The following is a 19,063-nucleotide window of genomic DNA, read 5'->3' as shown; positions in this document are numbered from 1 at the left end:
ATTATCTTTTTATAGTCGATGATTTTATTTTAATGATCACCAGTTTGGATGTTGGCGTGTTGCTTTTGTCAGCCACACTGTCTACCGGCACCAGCACATTGGTTTCAGGGAAATAGGTAGCCGTACATTTTTCCGGTATATGGTAAGATACAATAATGAAGCCATAGGCCACCCGTTCCTTATGGCCGTGATAATTATAAAGATCTACCACATCGCCGGGATGGAAGCCGGCAGCGGCGATATCAGCAGGATGCATCAGTATCACTCTCCGCTCATGGTATATACCGCGGTAACGGTCGTCCAGTCCGTAAATGGTAGTATTGAACTGGTCGTGGCTGCGGATGGTCATCATCATATATTCATCGATGGCCAGGGGAGTTCTTAATACTTCCGCAATATTGAAATTGGCTTTGCCGCTATAGGTATTGAATTGCCCGTCCCGCGCACCGTTGGGCAGGTAAAAGCCACCCGGATGTCTGACCCTTTTATTGTAGCTGTCAAAACCCGGAATTACTTTTTCAATATCGTTGCGTATAAGATCGTAGTGTTGTGTATAGGTTGCCCAGGGCACACGGGAATTTTCGCCCAGCAGGGTCATTGCCAGTTCACAGATAATAACGGGCTCGCTTTTCAGGTGGGTGGATACCGGCTGCAGGTTACCTTTCGACATCTGTATCACACCCATAGAATTCTCACAGGTCACAAATTGTTGCTCCCCCTGTTGTATGTCTTTATCGCTGCGGCCCAGGCAGGGGAGTATCAGGGCTTCTTTTCCATGTACCACATGACTCCGGTTCAATTTCGTAGATACGTGCACGGTAAGGTCGCAGTTCCTCAACGCCTCCGCTGTATAGAGCGTATCCGGTGTAGCGGAAAGAAAGTTGCCACCCATGGCCATAAATACTTTTGCATCGCCCCGGTGCATGGCATTGATGGCATTCACCACATCGAAGCCATGTGTCCGTGGCGGCTGAAACCCGTATACAGCATGGATCCTGTCGAGGAAAGCATTGGAAGGTTGTTCATAGATCCCCATTGTTCTGTCGCCCTGCACATTGCTGTGCCCGCGAACAGGACAGGTACCCGCGCCTGGTTTACCAATGCTGCCTTTCAGCAGCAGCAGGTTTACCACTTCACGGATGGTATCTACTGCATTTTTGTGTTGGGTAAGGCCCATTGCCCAGCAGGCAATGATCTTCTTTTTATGAAACAGCGCCTGTGCTGCTTCATGTACCAGTTCCGGCGCCACTCCGCTGTCTGCTATCAGTTGTGAGAGCGACTGTGTTTTCAGGTGCGCAATATAATTATCATATCCCTGGGTATTGGTATTGATAAACGCCTGGTCGAACACGGTGCCGGGTACACGTTCTTCTTCCTGCAACAATAACAGGGACAAGGCTTTCAGCAGGGCCATATCTCCATTGATCTTTACCTGCAGGAAAATATCTGTAAGATGTGTTTTTATATTCAATACTCCCTTCACGGTCTGCGGATTCAGAAAATTGAGCAAACCTGTTTCCGGCAAAGGATTTACGGAGATGATAGTAGCGCCGTTGGCCTTGGCTTTCTGTAAGGCGGTGAGCATGCGCGGGTGGTTGGTACCGGGATTCTGTCCCAGTATGATCAGCACTTCTGCCTGGTGTATATCTTCCAGGGTAACAGATCCTTTACCTATTCCTACTGCATCGCTCAGGGCCACGCCGCTGGATTCGTGGCACATATTGGAACAGTCGGGCAGGTTGTTGGTGCCATATTCGCGTACCATCAGCTGATACAGGAAAGCGGCTTCATTACTGGTTCTTCCTGAAGTGTAAAATATGGCTTCGTTGGGAGAGGATAATTTATGAAGATGACCGGCAATAATTTTATAAGCGTCTGCCCAGGCGATGGGGGCGTAGTGTGTGGCTCCGGGGGCCAGGTATACAGGCTGGGCTATCCTGCCTTTTTTACCTATTTCGTAATCTGTTAAAGCGCCCAGGTCCGCAACACTGTTGGCTGCGAAAAAGTCGGGCGTTACTCTTTTTGTGGTAGCTTCTTCCGCTACTGCCTTGGCGCCGTTTTCACAATATTCAGCAATACCGGATCTTTCATCATCAGGGTCGGGCCATGCGCAACCGGGGCAGTCGAACCCGTCTTTCTGATTAAGCTCCAGCAATGCTTTCATTCCCCTGAAGGCGTTCATTTCCTCCAGGATATGCCGCATGCTGGATACTACTGCAGGAATACCTGCTGCAACTTGTTTGGGTGGTCCCAGCTTAATACCTGTAAACCGCACCGGGTTTTCTGCGCTGTCCATAACGGGTAATATTTTATCTGACATCAATTCTTTCTGATCCGCTGTAAATATTAAAACGCTGGTCCTTTAAAAATCCCAGCAGGGTGATATTCCATTCAGCGGCCATTTTTACCGCCATACTGGAAGGCGCGCCTATAGCGGCAATAACCGGTATCCCTGCCATAGCGGCTTTTTGTATCAGCTCAAATCCTGTGCGGCCGCTAAGCACGAGCACACATTCTTCCAGCGGCGCCGGCTGTTGCTGCAGGGCGGCGCCTATGAGCTTGTCTACCGCATTATGCCGGCCAATATCTTCCCTCAGCAGGAGCAGTTCCATATTGCGGTTAAAAAGCCCGGCAGCATGCAATCCGCCGGTGGAGTCGAAAAGCGCCTGTTCATTCCTCAGCACTGCAGGCAAACCGAATAGTTTTCCGGCAGCCAGGCGAAAAGTGTTGTGGCTAACGGTAACGCCTGTATGAATATCAGCGATATCCGTTTTGCCGCATACCCCGCAGGCGGCAGTTGCCGCGAAATTACGGCGGGTATTGCCCAACCGGGCTTCTGTTCCTGGTTTCAGATGAACGGTGGCGATGCTGCCATTGCTGTCTTCCGATAAAATAATTTCCTGGATAGCAGCGTGCTCGCTGATCACTCCTTCGGTAAAGAGGAAACCGGCAGCCAGTTCCATATCTTCACCGGGTGTGCGCATGGTAACGGAGATGTTCTGTTGCCGTCGGTTATGGGAGGGCCCGTGCACCAGTCTTATTTCGAGTGGATCTTCTGCCGCGAGCGTATCACTGGCATCTGTGATACTTTCTGCCGCCACTTTTTTAACAAGAGTATGAACAACTGCATTTGTCATACTCAAAATTACACTTTCACCACCATCTTACCGCTGTTTCTTCCTGAAAATAATCCGAGTAATGCAGCCGGGAGCTGGTCAAATCCTTCCACCACGGTTTCTGTATATTTTATTTTCCCTTCCTTTACCCATTCGGAGAGTTGTTTGAAGCCTTCACCAAACCTGCTGGCATAGTTACCGATAATAAATCCCTGCATGAGGATGCTCCTGGTTACCATAATGGGCTGAATACGCGGGCCTACGGGTATTTCAGTGGAATTATACAACGCGATCTGTCCGCAAAGCGGTACGCGGGCAAAGAAATTCAGGTGTTTGATCACAGCATCGGAAATATCGCCGCCTACATTATCGAAATAAATATCCACGCCATTGGGGCAGGCTGCGGCAATGGCGGCATCCATGTTATGGTTGCCTTTATAATCAATAGCAGCGTCGAAGTTAAAGGTATCGGTGAGCAGTTTTATTTTTTCTGCGCCTCCGGCGATGCCTACTGCGCGGCAACCCAATATCCGGGCAATCTGCCCCACCACGATACCTACGGCGCCCGCAGCGCCGGATACCACTACAGTTTCACCGGCTTTGGGCTTGCCGATATCTACCAGGCCAAAGTAGGCGGTAAGCCCCGGTACGCCCAGCAGGCCGAGGTAATAAGTAAGCGGAATACTGTCGTCGATCTTACGCAGGTGCTCTGCCGGGAAGATGGCGGCGGTAGCCCAGGGCAGAAAGGGGCGGGGACCGCTGCTCATTACTTTATCGCCTGTTTTAAACTGTGCGCTTTTGCTATGTGTTACTTCCGCCACACCACCGCTTTCAATAGGCTCGCCTACCTGGAAGGGCGGTATATACGACCTTGCATCGTTCATACGGCCACGCATATACGGATCTACGGAGAAGTAAAGGGGCTTTACCATCACTTCACCTTCGGCCAGTTCCGGTAAAATAGCATCTACGGTTTCAAAGTTGCTGGCCACAGGTAATCCTTTGGGCCTTGCAGCCAGAAGGATCTGTTTTATTTTCATACCTCCGGGTATTTAAAAGTAAAGAATGGTAATGGTTATTTAACAGTTAGAAAATGCTTTTGTTTACCTGCCGGGAAAGTAGCGGAATTAACAATGAAAAATGTACATTCGGGGTAAGAATCTTCACCCCTAAAAATTAAAATCTACTATGCGTCTTGATGATGAAGAAATGAGCGAAAACGTCGAGAAACGGACCGGTGGCGGTATGCGCAAGATCGGTGTTGGCGGCGGTATAGGCACCGTTATCATTATCGTGCTGGCCCTGATCTTTAAGCAGGACCCGCAGCAGGTAATGCAGGCGGTTCAACAGGTAAGTCCCGGCCAGGAGCAGGCGGGCACCGCTGAAAAACTCACGAAGGAAAATGCAAATGCCTTCGAGGTGATGTCTTCCAAAGTACTCCGCAGTACAGAAAGGGTATGGACGCAGGGATTCCGGGAAAGGAACAAAACGTACGAGGTACCCGGCATGGTATCCTTCGAAAAAGGTACCCCTTCCGGCTGCGGTTTTGCGGAATCAGCAATGGGGCCGTTTTACTGCCCGGCCGACCATAAAGTATACCTGGATGTTTCTTTCTTTAATGAACTGGAGCAGCAGTTCGGGGTAAAGGGCGATTTTGCAAAGGCATATGTGATTGCGCATGAAGTAGGGCATCACGTACAGAACCTGTTGGGCATCAGCGATAAATTACAAGCCATGCGTTCCAGGCTAAGCGAGAAGGAATACAACAAATTATCGGTGATGCTGGAACTGCAGGCCGATTTCCTGGCAGGCGTATGGGCTAACCGGGCCAATAAGATCAGGCCTTTCCTGGATCCGGGAGATATTGAATCAGGCCTGAGCGCAGCCAGTGCAGTGGGCGACGACCGGCTGCAGCAGGCCAGTACAGGGCAGGTAGTACCGGATGCTTTTACCCATGGCACCTCCGAACAGAGGATGTTCTGGTTCAAAAAGGGCTTTGAATCCGGGAATGTGGCCGACGGGGATACGGGCATTGGCCTGGGTTCCTGGTAGTTAAGCATTGCCGGGCGGTTTCCGGGGCGGGTATTCCATATAACCCCGGAAACCGCACCTCATATAGGTGCTCCGTTTATTAAATATCCAGCATTTCCTTCGCCAGTTCAATCATCCGTGGATCCCCGGTATATTTGCCATTCACGTCCGACAGCTTCACTACAGGCGTCCACCGGGGCGCATCTTCCGGCAGGGCTTCATACATTTTGATCACAATATTCAGGGCTGTTAATCCTGCGTCGTTGGTAAAGTTGGTGCCAATGCCAAATGACATGCCTATCTTTCCACGGCAATAAGCAGCGATGTCCGCTACTTTTTCATAATTGAGCCCGTCTGAAAAAATAATGGTTTTGCTGAGAGGGTCTACATTTTTCCCTTTATAATGGGCAATAGAGCGGTCCGCGAATAAGATGGGGTCGCCGCTGTCGTGCCGCACCCCGTCGAACAGCCTCGCAAATTTTTTATCGAACTGCTCAAAGAAAACAGGCGTGGTATAGGTGTCGGAGAGGGCAATTCCCAGGTCGCCCCGGTACACCTGCACCCAGTTCTCCAATCCAAGCATATTGGCCATTTTGAAGCCGTATTTGGCTGCGTGGAACATAAACCATTCATGGGCATGCGTACCCACCGGCTTCACGCCGTTCCGCATGGCAAGGTGCACATTGCTGGTACCTATGAAACATCCTTCTCCATACTGCCGGAGCGTTTTCACCACCAGCTTATGCACCGCGAGAGAATGCCGGCGCCGGGTGCCAAAATCCGCGATGGTGATATCCATTTCTTTATATTTCTCGATCTTATTCCGGGTAATGCGGATCACTTCCTCATCGGGTACACGTTCCTGCCCGGTTAGCTGGTAGTACAGCTCGCAGATGAGCGACATCAATGGCACTTCCCAGAGAATGGTGCGGTACCAGTAGCCATCCACATGCACTTCCAGGCTATCGCCCTGCTGGGAAATGTGCACTTCCGAAGGGCTATACCGGTAGCCCTGCAGAAAATCGAGATAGGTGGGGTCGAGATAGGGGCAGGTTACCGCCAGGTAATCCTTTTCTTCCGCGGTAAGCTGCAGCTGCTGCATGTTATTGACCGCTTCACGGAGGGCCTCCGCAAAACCGGGAGGAAATGAATGATGCCCCCGGTTAATAAAAGTATAACGGGCACGGGCCTTCGGAAACAATTTGATAACGCCATGCTGCATGGTGAATTTGTAGAAATCGTTATCAAGAAGGGAAGTAAGGATCATATTTGCTGTTTGGATTCACAATAAAATTATACTTTTGCGGTTAACATATTGTAGTTAACATGCAGCAGATTAAAGTTAAATGGCCCCTTAACCCGAAAGAAACAGTATTGTTCAAAGTACACGGTGTATACCTCAAGAACAGTTTTAACGCAAAACAAGGCGTTTTGTATCTTACAAATGAAAGAATTGTTTTCGAGGCAAAACCTATGATGATGGTCCTTTTATTCGGTGTCATCGGCTGGTTATTATCCCGTAAAAAAATCTCCGTTGATTTTCCATTATCCGATATTACGGATTTCAAAAGAGGAAAACAGGGCTTTAATAAAAAAGTAGCTGAGTTCGACCTGATAGATGGCCGCAAGATCCGCATCGGTATTACCGGTAAATGGGAAGTTTTTGATACCGCTTACCAAAAAGCAATGCTGGATGTACAGCCTTTATTCAGCGTAAATTAATTCATCAGAGTTTAGACCCGCAGTATTTGCAGAAGTCAGCATTGGCATCGTGTCCTTCACGCATGCAATGCGGGCAAACCCTGCGATCTACTTCCTCCCGGTTACGTATCCTGCTCATTTCCACTGTCACTATCCCCGTAGGCACAGCTATAATTGCATACCCCATGATCATAATAAGCGCTGAAAAGGTTTGTCCAAGCGGTGTTATGGGCGCAATATCACCATAGCCTACCGTGGTAAGGGTTACTACTGCCCAATACACGCTCACGGGAATGCTGGTGAATCCTGAATTATGCTCAGATTCTATTACATACATCACCGCACCTAACACAACAGTTAACAACCCGATAAAAAACAGGAACACCAGGATCTTGCGTTTGCTTTGCTGCAGCGCGAGCGACAACTGCTTGCTCTCATTCAGGAAGGGCACCAGTTTGAATATCCTGAAAATACGCATAAGCCGCAGTATCCGGATAGTAAGCAGGAAATGCGCGCCGCCATAAAATGCTTCCACATAGGTGGGAAGGATACAAAGCAGGTCTACAAGGCCATAGAAGCTTGTCATATAGGCCCTGGGGCGATAACTGCACCATACCCGGAAAATATATTCCAGGGTAAAAACCAGGGTGAACACCCACTCCAGTATATGAAACAGGCGGCCGAACTTCTGTTGCAGAGGCGCAACACTTTCCATCATAACAATAATAACACTAACCAGGATCGCGATAAGGAGAACAATGTCGAAAGCCCGCCCCGCGGGGGTGCTGGCCTCGAAAATGATATTATGCCATTTTTCCTGGAAAGGGGTAAGCTTCCGTGTAATATTGTTCGTCATCCTGCGGAATTATGTACTTTAAACAAAACTTGTCAGTTTATGTTTAATGAAGGCCGCGCTTTTCCTATCTTTAGCATATGCTAACCGGAATTTTAATCAATTTATTTGAACGTGATCTCAGCAAACTGGAAGAGGAGATCGCTGCGTATGATACTGCTGCAGGCATCTGGCTGATCCCACCCGGAATAAAAAACCCTGCAGGCAATCTTTGCCTCCATCTCTGTGGCAACCTGCAGCATTATGTGGGCGCAGTACTGGGAAAAACGGGTTATGTGCGCAACAGGGACCTGGAGTTCAGTGCAAGGAATGTTCCTACGGAAGACCTGCTGGTGCTGATCAGCACCACACGCCGTATAACCCTCTCCGTTATAGCGGGGTTAACTGCGGAAGACCTTGAAAAGATCTTCCCGGAAAAGGTGATGGCCGGTGCTATGTCTACCGGGCATTTCCTGGTACACCTGAGCACACATCTTAACTATCATCTCGGACAAATAAATTATCATCGCCGATTAACCCAGTCCTAGTTAAATGAACGTTTTTCTGAAAAATTTTATCAGGGTATACCAGCAGTTGAAATGGCTGATATGGCCATTTGTATTGGTAGTAATAACAATACTGGCAACGCGGATATTTGTGAGCAGGCAGGACGCTTATTTCTTCATCAATAAATTACATACACCTGCGGGCGATTTTATATTCCCATACATTACAGAACTGGGAAGCACAGCCGCGGCAGTGCTTATTTCCCTGTTGCTGCTGTTCGTTCACCGACGTGCAGGCATCATGCTGGCCACTGCTTACCTTTTCACGGCAGCGATCAGTTTCACCCTGAAAGCACTTATCGGCTTTCCCCGGCCACACCGTTATTTTGCCAGCCGTTTACAGGAGATCTATTTTGTGCCGGGCGTACCAGTGCTTGATAATTTCAGGAGCTTTCCTTCCGGCCATAGCGTATGTGCATTTACTGCCGCTACCGTACTTTCCTATTATACAAAAAATAAGTACCTGTGCCTGGTATACCTGGCGCTGGCCATGCTGGTAGCCTATTCGCGTATGTACATGAGCCAGCACTTCCTTGAAGATGTAACTGCAGGCGCCACTTTGGGCATTTTCTTCTCCATGGTATGGTTGAGTATTTTCCGCGGGAAAACGGGGCAGTTATCAGGACAGTAGATCTTTCTTTTTCTCCATTTCGGCGATGAGGGAGTCCTGGTGCTGCCGGAGCATTTCATTATATAGTTTTGCGGGAGATGTGGTGGCAGTATCTTTCTCTTTGTACCATACAGGGGCAGGGGTGTACCTGGCCCATAATATTTCATACCCGATGTAGATCTGGTATTTGCCTTCTCTTACATCATCGGTATGGCCCAGGCGGCGTTCCTCCCCGGGAGCGAGGTTTTCAATCAGCCTCGCCTGGCGGGTAGTTCCCATTGCAGTAGTGATCACCTGGTTAACCGCCACTGTCATAAACCGCGTATCCGACAGGTTCTTTACGCTGCGCAGGTATTTAGACACGCTGAATACACTGTTTGAAACACCAACTATCCTTACTGCCCGGATAGCGTCTTCCCCTGCAATGGGCCTTAATTTTTTCTCTTTAAAAAAGGTCACACGGAAGCTTTGCGTTCTGAAACGGACGTACCACAACATGAAAAAGAACAGGATGATCACCGGAATATACATAATTAACAGTTTTTGAGGAACGATGTACAGGGCGTTAAGCCGGTTCGTTTGAGAGGTTACAGGGTTTTTTGATTATCGGATTATCAGATTGATAATGCTAAGATAAAAGGTCTTGCGTAGGTAATTGTAAATTCAATGTTAATGAAAGTGCGATATCTTATGCTGGTCAAAGGTTTTCTAAAGTAACGAGGCAAAAAATGGACTTTTTTTGCACATTAACAATTAAATCACAAAATTTCTCAGGAGAAACCTGCAACTTTGATACATTGCCAAAAACAAGGTGTTTGTAACCAAGGTCAGCTTTAGGGGTTAACCCCCAAATAATCTTTCGTTAATACTCCCTATAATTGTTTAATATATTTTTCCTTATCTGAAGAACAGGTAATTTTATTGGTAACATGGGTGTTATAACATATTATCATGTTATCACCGGGGAAAGAATATGAAACTGATACCTGCGCTGTGAAACTGCGGGTTGTAATAAGGCATGATCACCTTATCAGCCGCGCCGGCAGAGGTATTCAGGAGCTTTCGCTGTAACAGGGGATATACCCAGTAAGCGGCTTTGGTGCTTAAAATACCTACTCCTGCACCGGCTACCACATCGCTCAGCCAATGCCTGTTATTATACATTCTCAATGCACCGGTGGTAGTAGCTGCCAGGTAGCCAGCTACCCCATACCAGGGAGAAACGTCTTTGTATTCCTGCCGTAAATATTCTGCTGCAGCAAAGGCCGAAGCGGTATGCCCGGAAGGGAAGGAGAGATAATCGGAATGGTCCGGCCGCTCTTCATGGGTTTTATTCTTCACTATTTCCACGGTACCTGCTGTAAGCACTGCTGAAATTCCCAGCAGGATAGTGCGGTCGCGCAGGTTATGTTTTCCATGTATACCCGCTGCGTTCAGTATATAAACCGCTGCCACAGGGGTGTACTGAAGGTAGTTATCAATATGCGTGTGGAACCCTGGATGATCTTCTTTGATTTCTGCTTTGGTAGTACTGTTCAGGTCCCGGAGAGTGGGATTATTCAGCGCAAGCACACCGTAGCCGATCATCGCCGCCGGAACAACAAGACCGGTAACCGTTGTTTGAAAACGCCCAGGTACTTTCCCGGACGGCGCCGGGTAAATAAAATGTACAGTATCGCTTACGGCGGGCAGGGAGTCAATTTCCTGGGCATCAGCACTATAAGAACAGGTAAGGGTACAGAATGCCAAACCCGTGGAGAATATCATTTTCTTCATGCATCTTTCCTTATACTATCAAATGTAGATGCTGATTCTGGAGAGAATCTGTATCACGTTATTCGCCGCCACGGTCGGGCTTCTGAAGGATCATTTCCGCGGTTTGTTTGGTATAGCGGTTATGGAAGATAAAGGTAATCAGTAATCCCAGCAGGCAACCGGCCAATACAGACAATACCCTCGCCACCGCTGTATCCCAAACATGTTCCCCCGCCTCATGGGTCATTACAATAATGGTAGCTGCCAACGCAGTGCGGGTAGCTGCTTCCAGGTTTAGCAGGTTGCAGATCACCACCGTTACAAATACCGCCGTACACATCATCATCAACAGATTCGGATGTACCAGTATCAGCAGGAAACCGGATATGCCACCTACCAGGTTCGCCTTAATACGTGTAACCGCCAACGTTACTGCATCAGATCCATCTGGCGATAATACCAGCATCACGGAAATCAGCACCCAGATTACATCAGTATAGTTCACTAACCACGACAAACCGAGCACCACCAGTACACCGGTTACACATTTGGCGGCATAGATCAGTATTCGCCTGATTCGCATTTTATCCATCATGACTGAACTTTTGGCAATTGGGAATTGTTCTGTTAAATTAACTATTTCAAGGGAATGGATTTTCCTTTGTACAATATTTACTTCACATTAGGCATAACCTACAAAATATAAAAAGCAGCAGCGATAAAGTCGCTGCTGCTTTTTATTATTATCCGGTTCTAATATTTCGCTGCCTGACCTGCTTTGGGAAGGGAAGCACGAATAAATTCACGGATATCATTATTGCCGGTAGCCAGATCATCCTTGCGGAGATACATCATATGGCCGCTGCGGTAGCCGCGCCAGGAGAGACGGTCTTTCAGCCGGCCACCAGGGTCCATCTGCCACATGCTGTACTTGGCGTTGAAATAATCGCATGCGCCGTCGTAGTAGCCCGACTGGATCATTACATGCAGGTAAGGGTTGGCTGCCATTGCCTCGCGGAGGTTTTCGCCGGTGTTGTCGCCGTTCTTATCCCAGGGATACACGGGGCCAAACATCATGTATTTAAGATCCGTGCTGAACTTCAGTTCCTGGCGGAGATAAATATTGATGGCTGGAGTAAAGGCATGCAGCCAGGAAGTAAGTTCTGCATTGTAATCCGGTCCATTGCCCGCGTCCTCCCGGTCCATGCCCCGGTAACGGGAATCCAGCCGGCCTACGGTAAAGCCTTTATCACGCAGTAGTTCTTTCCAGAAAAAATTCGGAGGTACATCCAGGTTATGCTGCAGGATCACTTTTTCTGAAAGCCCGGAATAACGGGCCATTTTAGACGCGATCGCTTTTCTTTGCTGATCTTCTAAAAAGCCTCCCTGGCTGATAGCCGGTATCAATTCATGAATGGTGAAATTTTCCACTTCGGGTAATACCGCGGTCAGATCTTTCTGTTGCAGATCCGGAGGCAGCATTTTATGATACCATGCGGTGGCTGCGAAATAGGGCAGCCGCAATGCCGCATCCACAGGGCCGTTGCGGGAAATGCCCAGCTCCGTGGGAGATACCAGGATCACGCCATTGAGATACATCCACTGCGCATTTTGCAATTCCAGCGCCAGACCGGAAACACGGGTGGTACCATAGCTTTCCCCGATCAGGTATTTTGGCGAAGCCCACCTGTTTTGCCTTGACACAAAGGTATTGATCCATTCTGCGAGATAGCGGATGTCCGCATTTACCCCGAAAAATTTTTCGCGGGGAACATCTTTCCCTATGAGCCTGGAGAAACCGGTGTTGGCCGGATCTATATAAATGATATCAGCAATATCCAGGATGGTTTCGGGATTTTCGTGTATGCCATAGGGTTGTACGGGGTAACCTTCATCATCGATATTGAGTAGCCGGGGCCCGGTATAAGCGATCTGCATCCATACAGAGGGGGTACCTGGGCCACCATTAAAGGAAATAACCAGCGGCCGCGCTGCACGGTCTTTTACATCCGTTCTTTCATAATACGTGTAAAAGAGGCCTGCCAATACTTTGCCATCCTGGTCCCATACCGGTTGCGTACCTGCTACCGCCTTATAGGGGATCTTTTGTCCTTTTACGGTGACGTCATGAAAGGTGATCACTGCTGTATCCGGATTCAGCACAACAGATCTTTGTGGCGGTGCATCTTCCTTGTTAGCGGGATTAGGTTTACTGTTCTTTTGCTGCGCCTGCAATTGCAGGCTGATGGCGCCTGTTAGCAGCAGCGGCAGCCATAGTTGTTTTCTCGTTAGGTTCATGTAGCAGATCTTGATTGCCGCTAAAGATTAGGCAATTGCTGCAAAAAATCAAGCACATTGGGATGAGTGGGTTATAGCTGGAAATTGCACGGTCTCTGTGATGACGCCTGATGGAAAGGATAAACAACCCGCGGCAGCGCGTATTCGTGAGCTTATAGAGCCATGGCTGGATGCTTTAACATTGCTGTATGCAGCCGTTTCAGAAAAGGTAGCTGGCGGTGAATTGTATGGGCCTGACCGGGACGTTGGCAACCGGGATTTCCGACACGTGCAGCCATTTATGGATTGAATAAAGCAGCTTTGGAATTGGTTTTTTGATAACCGTGCAGGTGGAGTAGTAGATAAAAGGGAAACAGGGATAAGTGTGGTTATCTATTATTCATCCTTCTTAGCGAGATTTTCTATTTAACATAATATAAATTATAAGGTAAAAATAGAAAGATTCAATAAGGACATTTAAGGCTATGTTATAACAACATCCAGGTACTGTAATTAACAGCTATACCCGGGTTGGATAAACCTAACGGTGATTATAAATTGGCTAAATAGAAATAAATTACAGCTACAAGGTATCCGCAACAAACAACGCTCCTGCGTATCAGCATCCGTAAGATCTTTCTATCCGGGTTCCTGTGTATACAGTACAGTATGGATACTCCCGGTTTCCGCCGTATTTTCACCGTATATACGCCATAGTTCCGCCGTATATATCCTATCCTTATATAATACGGGATAACCACAGGTTAATTCTGTCTTACTTCCTGGTAAAGTATAAATATAACAGGACGGTTCTCTTTAGCAGCAGTTTCAGGCATCAATAACAACAGATCAAATCATTGTTCCGGGCAAAACAAACGCCCTGAGAATCGCGTATAATTTTTCCCCGGGAGTATGGACGTAAAAAAACCGTCTAACCGGGTATAAGCCATACCTGGTTAAACGGTTATAAGCCACCGGGGAAAGCTCGGACTGCTACGCACCAAGTATAAGCCATACCTGGTTAACGGTTATCCCTTTAAGCGGATCTTATCTTTTTACCGCTGTTACATCAATTTCCACCAGCATGCCATCCAGGGCAAGCCGCGGAACGGGAATCAGGGTGTTTGCGGGAAACTTTTTGTCGGGCCAGATCCTCATGGCTTCCTCTGTGAAAGCCTTCAGCTTTTCTTCATTATGGTCTACAATCAAGGTTGTGAGCTTTACAACGTCGCTGAATGTTAAGCCCTGCGATTTGAGCGCCGTATCCAGGTTGCTGAATGATTGTTTCAGCTGCGCACGGAAATCATTTGGCAATTGACCATCGGCGGTTTCGCCGCCCTGACCGGATATAAAAACCAGCGTATTTCCTGCGGGTACCACTGCAATATGAGAATATGCATTGGGCGCCGGGTCATATAAACCCGGAGGATTGATCACCATTGGAGCTTTTGTTTCCTTTTCCATGTTAATACTTTTGAAGATAATAAATAAGGCGCCTGCCAAAGCCAATACCATTACGGATATCAGCGTATTTCTGCGAATCATGCCATTGATTTTGTACAAGGCAAAGTAAACGCAAATAGCTACGCAGGAACAGGCACAGAATTACCTGTATGAAGCATAACAGTATCAATCCTGAAAGGTTTCAGTAAACTCAATAACTTCGCCATCGAAGCCTTATAAAAGATGAAATGGTATGCTGATATAACTAAAGATAAGATCCGCTTAAAGGGATAACCGTTTAACCAGGTATAACTAGTACAGCTTTTTTACTTCCAGCCGCTGGGCGCCATAAATCCCCGAATGACCGCTGAAATAATAAGCAGTAAAGCAAGCCACTGCAAAATACAGGATATGCTCGGTGCCAAACAATTCTGCGCCCATTAAAGTGCAGGCGATGGGTGTATTGGTGGCACCGGCAAAAACAGCAATGAATCCCAGTCCTGCAAACAGGTCCACCGGTGCGCCCAATATCAGCGCCAGTGTATGCCCAAGGGTGGCGCCAATAAAAAATAAAGGCGTTACCTCTCCCCCTTTGAAACCCATTCCCAGGGTAATAGCCGTGAAAACCAGCTTCCAGAGCCAGCTCCAGTCGTTAATATGTCCATTGGGATCAAAAGCAGCTACAATGCTTACCCCATCCGGCGATTTACTGTATACTCCCAGGCCAAGGTAATCAGCAGTGCCTGCCACATAGCTTAGCAGTATAATAACAATGCCGCCCACCACAGGGATCAGCCAGGGAATTTTAATATAGGCATTGGCGTTAGCCCTGATATTATGAATGAGCCTGGAGAATAAAAGACTGCTCAAACCAAAAAACACACCGCTCACAATCACCTTCGCCAACAAAAGCAAATTGTGGTGAACAAAAGGAAGCCAGTTCACAAGGGGATCACTCTTATATAATATATGGTAATGGGTATGTTCAATACCCCAGGCGCTGCACACGATGTCGGCAAAAACGGCTGCTATCAGGCAGGGTATCAGCGCATCATAACGCATTACGCCTATGGCCAGCACTTCCAGCGCAAACACAGCTCCTGTAAGCGGGGTTCCAAATACCGCCCCAAACCCTGCGGCAATACCAGTCATGAGTAAAATTCGTATATCCCGGGCCGGTAGTCCCAGCTTTTTACCTATCAATCCGGCCATGCTGCCGCCAATCTGCACGGCCGTTCCTTCCCGTCCGGCGGAACCGCCAAATAAGTGAGTGATGATAGTGGTGATCAGCACCAGCGGCGCCATACGCGCAGGCACACCGCCTCCCGGCTGGTGGATCTCGTCCATGATCAGGTTGTTGCCTTTTTCGGCATTCTTCCCGCCCAGCCTGTACAGCCAGTAAATAAGTACCCCCGCCAGCGGCAGGCCAAAAAGCAGCCATTCATGCTGCATACGCAGTTGGGTAACCTCTTCCAGGAGCCACAGGAACAGCGCCACTAAAGATCCTACAATTATGGCAACAGGTATTACCAATACGGTCCAGCGCAGCAACTGTTTAGCTACGGACAATTGTTCCAGCAAAGATTTCGTTTGTTTCATATCCTACAAATAGCAGCGTTATATGGCAGCCATGCTGCCACTATAATATTTGTAGGCGCCATCAGACAGCCCTGGGCTGACGGTTTGGTCAGGAAGACACCATTTCCTGTTATCTATCTCACAAAAATAAATTATTCTTTTAATAATCCTGCATAAAATGCAGCGCCCCATAAGGCGGATTTATCATTGTTCACAATATGTATAGGCACACTGGCCAGCAATTCAGCCATCCGGTCGCCCTGCATGTAATGATGATAGAACCCGCCGGTTTCCAGCAATGCAGCTATTTTCGGAGGTATCCCACCACCCAGGAACAAACCGCCGGTAGCCTTCATTTTCAGCACCAGGTTGCAGGATTCCCTGGCAAGATAGCGGACAAACAGCTCCATAGTTTTAATACAAACAGGGATCCTTCCTGCTATAGCCGCCTTACTGATCTCTGCAGCGGCATCGCCGGCATCCATCAATGCCTTCAGATCTGTGGGCTCGTCCATTCCTTTTATATCCCGCAGGAATTCATAGATATCGGTTATACCGGGCCCGCTGATGAGGCGTTCCCAGCTTACTACGTCATATTTCTCCTGGAGGTACCTGAGCAATAAAATATCCAGGTCGGTCCTTGGCGCAAAATCGGTGTGGCCACCTTCGGTTGGAAACGGGTGATGATATTGGCCATCCCAGTACAAACCCGCCATACCAAGCCCCGTGCCCGGTGCTATGATAGCCATGTTCCCCGTATGATCCGCAGCTCCACGGTGCAGGGTGGTGAGCTGATGCGGCGCCAGCGTAGCCAATCCATATGCAGTGGCCTCAAGGTCATTGATCAGCGCAACGGTCTGGATCCCTGTGCTCTGTCTTATCTCATCTTCACTCAGCTCCCGGCTCAGGTTGGTGAGCTCCACTTTTCCCTTTACCACCGGACCAGCTACGCCAATGCATATACGCTGCGGCGGGGTATCGGTGCTGTCGCTTAGAAAGCGCTTAATTATCTCCGGAAAATTCTGGTAATCACGCGAAGCATACTTTTCCTGGCGTACCAGCTCCAGTTCTCCATTCAGGCTGCTGAACAAGGCCAGGTTTGTTTTGGTGCCCCCCAGATCTCCCGCCAGCAGGTAGGTTTTGGTATCCCCACTGTTTAACGGTTCTATAAAATAAGGGAGGTATTGCTGCTTTTTCATGGTCTGCATCGTAGTGGAACTTTATACTTAAAAATAAGAATTCAACAGGATATGTTTTGTTAATAATTGCCACAGGGGTATTATTGGAACAGCTTTTGTTCCACGGGGTTGAACAATTCCCGGACAAAAATGTAATTCAAAACACAAACCTAAGGCCCATATGGAAAGACATACCTATCAGACCGGACTTATTGGCAACTGCGCATTCCTGGCGCATATTAATAAGGATACAAACATCGATTGGCTTTGCTGGCCCCGCATGGATAGTTCCTTTATTTTCGGGGGATTGCTGGATAAAAAGAAAGGCGGCTCCTTTTCCATTTTACCGGAAGCCGATTATTCTTCCCACCAGTACTACCTGGAAAATACCAATGTACTGTGTACTGAAATTACTACCACAGAGGGCAGTTACCGGGTTACCGATTTTGCGCCCCGCTTCCTGCAGTTCGAGCGTTTTTTCAAACCGCTCATGCTGATCCGGAAAATTGAACCACTGGAAGGCTCTCCCCGCATCCGGGTGAAATGTGAGCCCACCTGCGATTATGGCGCGTCGAAACTGCGCCCCATGAGAGGCAGCAGCCATATCGAGTTTACGGGCTGTGAGGAAAACATCCGTCTCACTACCAATATTGCTGTCAGCTACCTGATCGATAAAGAGTTTTTTGTACTGAATGATACACGATACCTGATCCTTACTTACGGCCATCCGCTGGAAGCGCCGCTGGCCAGCACAGCAGAACGTTTTTTCCGGGAAACCGTTTCCTATTGGAGAACCTGGATCAAGCACTCTTCCATTGCCAATTACTTCCAGCCTTATGTGATCCGTTCCGCTTTGGCGCTGAAAATACACCAGTATGAAGATACAGGCGCCATCATTGCCGCCAGTACCACCAGTTTGCCTGAATTCCCTGAAAGCGGGCGTAACTGGGACTACCGCTATTGCTGGATGCGCGATACCTATTATATCATAACAGCGCTGAACCACATCGGCCATTTTGAAGAAATGGAACGGTACTTTGGCTATATTACGGATATCTCTTTTTCGGGCGACTTCCGCTATCAGCCGCTATACGGGATTACCGGGCAAAAGACCCTGTCTGAAACCATACTTCCTCACCTGGATGGATACATGGGGAATAAACCGGTGCGCGTAGGCAACCAGGCGTTTGAACATATCCAGAACGATATATATGGGCAGGTCCTTATTTCCATGCTTCCACTATATACTGACCATCGTTTTATTTTTTCTGAAAGAAAAGATTCCGACCGTTGGATTGAACTGTTATTAAAGAAGATAGAAAAAACGATTGATGAGAAAGATGCCGGTATCTGGGAGTTCAGGAACATGGCTAACGTTCATTGCTATACGAACCTGTTCCAGTGGGCCGGCTGCGCCGCCGCCGAAAAAATGGCCCGCACCATTGGCAACGAGTCCCTGCTGCAAAGGGCCATTGAACTGAAAAACCGCGCTGCTGCGCATATTGAAAGCTGTTACGACCCGGTAAGGAAAGTATACACCAATGCGGCAGGCAGCCAGCACCTGGACGCCAGTACCCTCCAGCTGATTATGATGAACTACCTGGACCCCGCTTCAGAACGGGCCCGCGATCATCTCATTGCGTTGGAAAAAGAATTGAAAACACCGGAAGGATTATTTTACCGCTATCGCCACTCCGATGATTTTGGTAAACCCAAAACCACTTTTCTTGTATGCGCATTCTGGTATGTAGAAGCGCTCGCCTGTGTGGGCCGGCTGGAAGATGCACAGCGGGAGTTCAGCAAACTGCTGCAATACTCCAATCACCTGCTGCTTTTCAGTGAAGATGTGGAGTCTGATACCGGCAGCCAGTGGGGCAATTTCCCACAGGCTTACAGTCACGTAGGACTGATGAATGCTGCCTATCGCATTGCCATGAAACTGGATACCCCCATTTTTCTATAGGCAGGCGGATATA

18 protein-coding genes and 1 riboswitch are annotated in these 19,063 nt (G+C 48.2%); of the genes, 6 read left to right on the top strand and 12 right to left on the bottom strand.

From position 1 onward, the window contains the following. Position 1: 1 nt before the first annotated feature. The 3 genes from ABIE50_RS18660 to ABIE50_RS18650 are packed head-to-tail and all read right to left on the bottom strand — an operon-like array spanning position 2 to position 4,156. Positions 2-2,296, bottom strand: coding sequence for an FdhF/YdeP family oxidoreductase (locus tag ABIE50_RS18660; protein WP_354028073.1), 2,295 nt, complete (start codon positions 2,294-2,296; stop codon positions 2-4). A 13-nt stretch (positions 2,297-2,309) separates the two neighbouring features. After that, a complete protein-coding gene (gene fdhD / locus ABIE50_RS18655; RefSeq protein ID WP_209857763.1) occupies positions 2,310-3,137 on the bottom strand; it encodes a formate dehydrogenase accessory sulfurtransferase FdhD in 828 nt (275 codons plus the stop codon). An 8-nt stretch (positions 3,138-3,145) separates the two neighbouring features. Next, positions 3,146-4,156: an NADP-dependent oxidoreductase gene (locus ABIE50_RS18650; protein WP_209857762.1), complete on the bottom strand. Its 1,011-nt coding sequence runs from the start codon at positions 4,154-4,156 to the stop codon at positions 3,146-3,148. Positions 4,157-4,304: 148 nt separating this feature from the next. Here ABIE50_RS18650 and ypfJ point away from each other — a divergent pair, with 148 nt between their 5' ends. After that, positions 4,305-5,168, top strand: coding sequence for a KPN_02809 family neutral zinc metallopeptidase (gene ypfJ / locus ABIE50_RS18645; protein ID WP_209857761.1), 864 nt, complete (start codon positions 4,305-4,307; stop codon positions 5,166-5,168). A 79-nt stretch (positions 5,169-5,247) separates the two neighbouring features. On the opposite strand, the gene pncB is transcribed toward ypfJ, so the two are convergent. Further along, positions 5,248-6,414, bottom strand: coding sequence for a nicotinate phosphoribosyltransferase (gene pncB / locus ABIE50_RS18640; protein WP_209857760.1), 1,167 nt, complete (start codon positions 6,412-6,414; stop codon positions 5,248-5,250). A 59-nt stretch (positions 6,415-6,473) separates the two neighbouring features. On the opposite strand from pncB, the gene ABIE50_RS18635 reads away from it, so the two are divergent. Then, on the top strand, positions 6,474-6,869 hold the full coding sequence (locus ABIE50_RS18635; RefSeq protein WP_209857759.1) for a GRAM domain-containing protein: 396 nt from the start codon (positions 6,474-6,476) through the stop codon (positions 6,867-6,869). A 4-nt stretch (positions 6,870-6,873) separates the two neighbouring features. Here ABIE50_RS18635 and ABIE50_RS18630 read toward each other — a convergent pair whose 3' ends face one another. Continuing rightward, the gene (locus ABIE50_RS18630; RefSeq protein WP_142687035.1) at positions 6,874-7,704 is read right to left on the bottom strand and encodes an ion transporter; all 831 of its coding nucleotides are present in this window, start codon (positions 7,702-7,704) and stop codon (positions 6,874-6,876) included. A gap of 77 nt (positions 7,705-7,781) precedes the next feature. On the opposite strand from ABIE50_RS18630, the gene ABIE50_RS18625 reads away from it, so the two are divergent. Together ABIE50_RS18625 and ABIE50_RS18620 are read left to right on the top strand one after the other, a co-directional pair. Beyond that, positions 7,782-8,228 (top strand): DinB family protein, encoded by a 447-nt coding sequence (locus ABIE50_RS18625; protein WP_209857758.1) that lies wholly within the window; start codon positions 7,782-7,784, stop codon positions 8,226-8,228. Between the two features lie 4 nt (positions 8,229-8,232). Continuing rightward, a complete protein-coding gene (locus ABIE50_RS18620; protein ID WP_209857757.1) occupies positions 8,233-8,877 on the top strand; it encodes a phosphatase PAP2 family protein in 645 nt (214 codons plus the stop codon). On the opposite strand, the gene ABIE50_RS18615 is transcribed toward ABIE50_RS18620, so the two are convergent. The 4 genes from ABIE50_RS18615 to ABIE50_RS18600 form a co-directional block, all read right to left on the bottom strand. Continuing rightward, complete coding sequence (locus tag ABIE50_RS18615) at positions 8,866-9,387, bottom strand: hypothetical protein (RefSeq protein ID WP_209857756.1); 522 nt, start codon at positions 9,385-9,387, stop codon at positions 8,866-8,868. The two genes, ABIE50_RS18620 and ABIE50_RS18615, sit on opposite strands and share 12 nt — an antisense overlap. 426 nt (positions 9,388-9,813) lie before the next feature. After that, on the bottom strand, positions 9,814-10,632 hold the full coding sequence (locus ABIE50_RS18610) for a phosphatase PAP2 family protein (RefSeq protein WP_354028072.1): 819 nt from the start codon (positions 10,630-10,632) through the stop codon (positions 9,814-9,816). 58 nt (positions 10,633-10,690) lie between these two features. After that, positions 10,691-11,206: an FUSC family protein gene (locus ABIE50_RS18605; protein WP_209857755.1), complete on the bottom strand. Its 516-nt coding sequence runs from the start codon at positions 11,204-11,206 to the stop codon at positions 10,691-10,693. Between the two features lie 158 nt (positions 11,207-11,364). After that, on the bottom strand, positions 11,365-12,909 hold the full coding sequence (locus ABIE50_RS18600; RefSeq protein ID WP_209857754.1) for a S10 family peptidase: 1,545 nt from the start codon (positions 12,907-12,909) through the stop codon (positions 11,365-11,367). A 97-nt stretch (positions 12,910-13,006) separates the two neighbouring features. On the opposite strand from ABIE50_RS18600, the gene ABIE50_RS18595 reads away from it, so the two are divergent. Continuing rightward, complete coding sequence (locus ABIE50_RS18595) at positions 13,007-13,198, top strand: hypothetical protein (RefSeq protein WP_209857753.1); 192 nt, start codon at positions 13,007-13,009, stop codon at positions 13,196-13,198. 737 nt (positions 13,199-13,935) lie between these two features. Here the strand turns inward: ABIE50_RS18595 and ABIE50_RS18590 are convergent. The 3 genes from ABIE50_RS18590 to glk form a co-directional block, all read right to left on the bottom strand. Next, a complete protein-coding gene (locus ABIE50_RS18590) occupies positions 13,936-14,433 on the bottom strand; it encodes a RidA family protein (RefSeq protein ID WP_209857752.1) in 498 nt (165 codons plus the stop codon). A 210-nt stretch (positions 14,434-14,643) separates the two neighbouring features. Further along, entirely contained in the window at positions 14,644-15,930 is a 1,287-nt protein-coding gene (locus tag ABIE50_RS18585; protein WP_209857751.1) for a voltage-gated chloride channel family protein, read from the bottom strand. A gap of 45 nt (positions 15,931-15,975) precedes the next feature. Next, positions 15,976-16,046, bottom strand: a riboswitch (Fluoride riboswitch). Positions 16,047-16,061: 15 nt separating this feature from the next. After that, complete coding sequence (gene glk, locus ABIE50_RS18580) at positions 16,062-17,117, bottom strand: glucokinase (protein WP_354028071.1); 1,056 nt, start codon at positions 17,115-17,117, stop codon at positions 16,062-16,064. A gap of 151 nt (positions 17,118-17,268) precedes the next feature. Between glk and ABIE50_RS18575 the strand changes: the two genes are divergently transcribed. After that, positions 17,269-19,050, top strand: a complete 1,782-nt coding sequence (locus tag ABIE50_RS18575) for a glycoside hydrolase family 15 protein (RefSeq protein WP_209857750.1) — start codon at positions 17,269-17,271, stop codon at positions 19,048-19,050. The last annotated feature ends 13 nt before the right edge of the window (positions 19,051-19,063 follow it).

Origin of the sequence: Chitinophaga sp. OAE865 (assembly GCF_040546735.1) — a bacterium.
GTDB classification, from domain to species: domain Bacteria; phylum Bacteroidota; class Bacteroidia; order Chitinophagales; family Chitinophagaceae; genus Chitinophaga; species Chitinophaga polysaccharea_A.
This window is presented reverse-complemented; position numbering and strand designations above follow the sequence as displayed.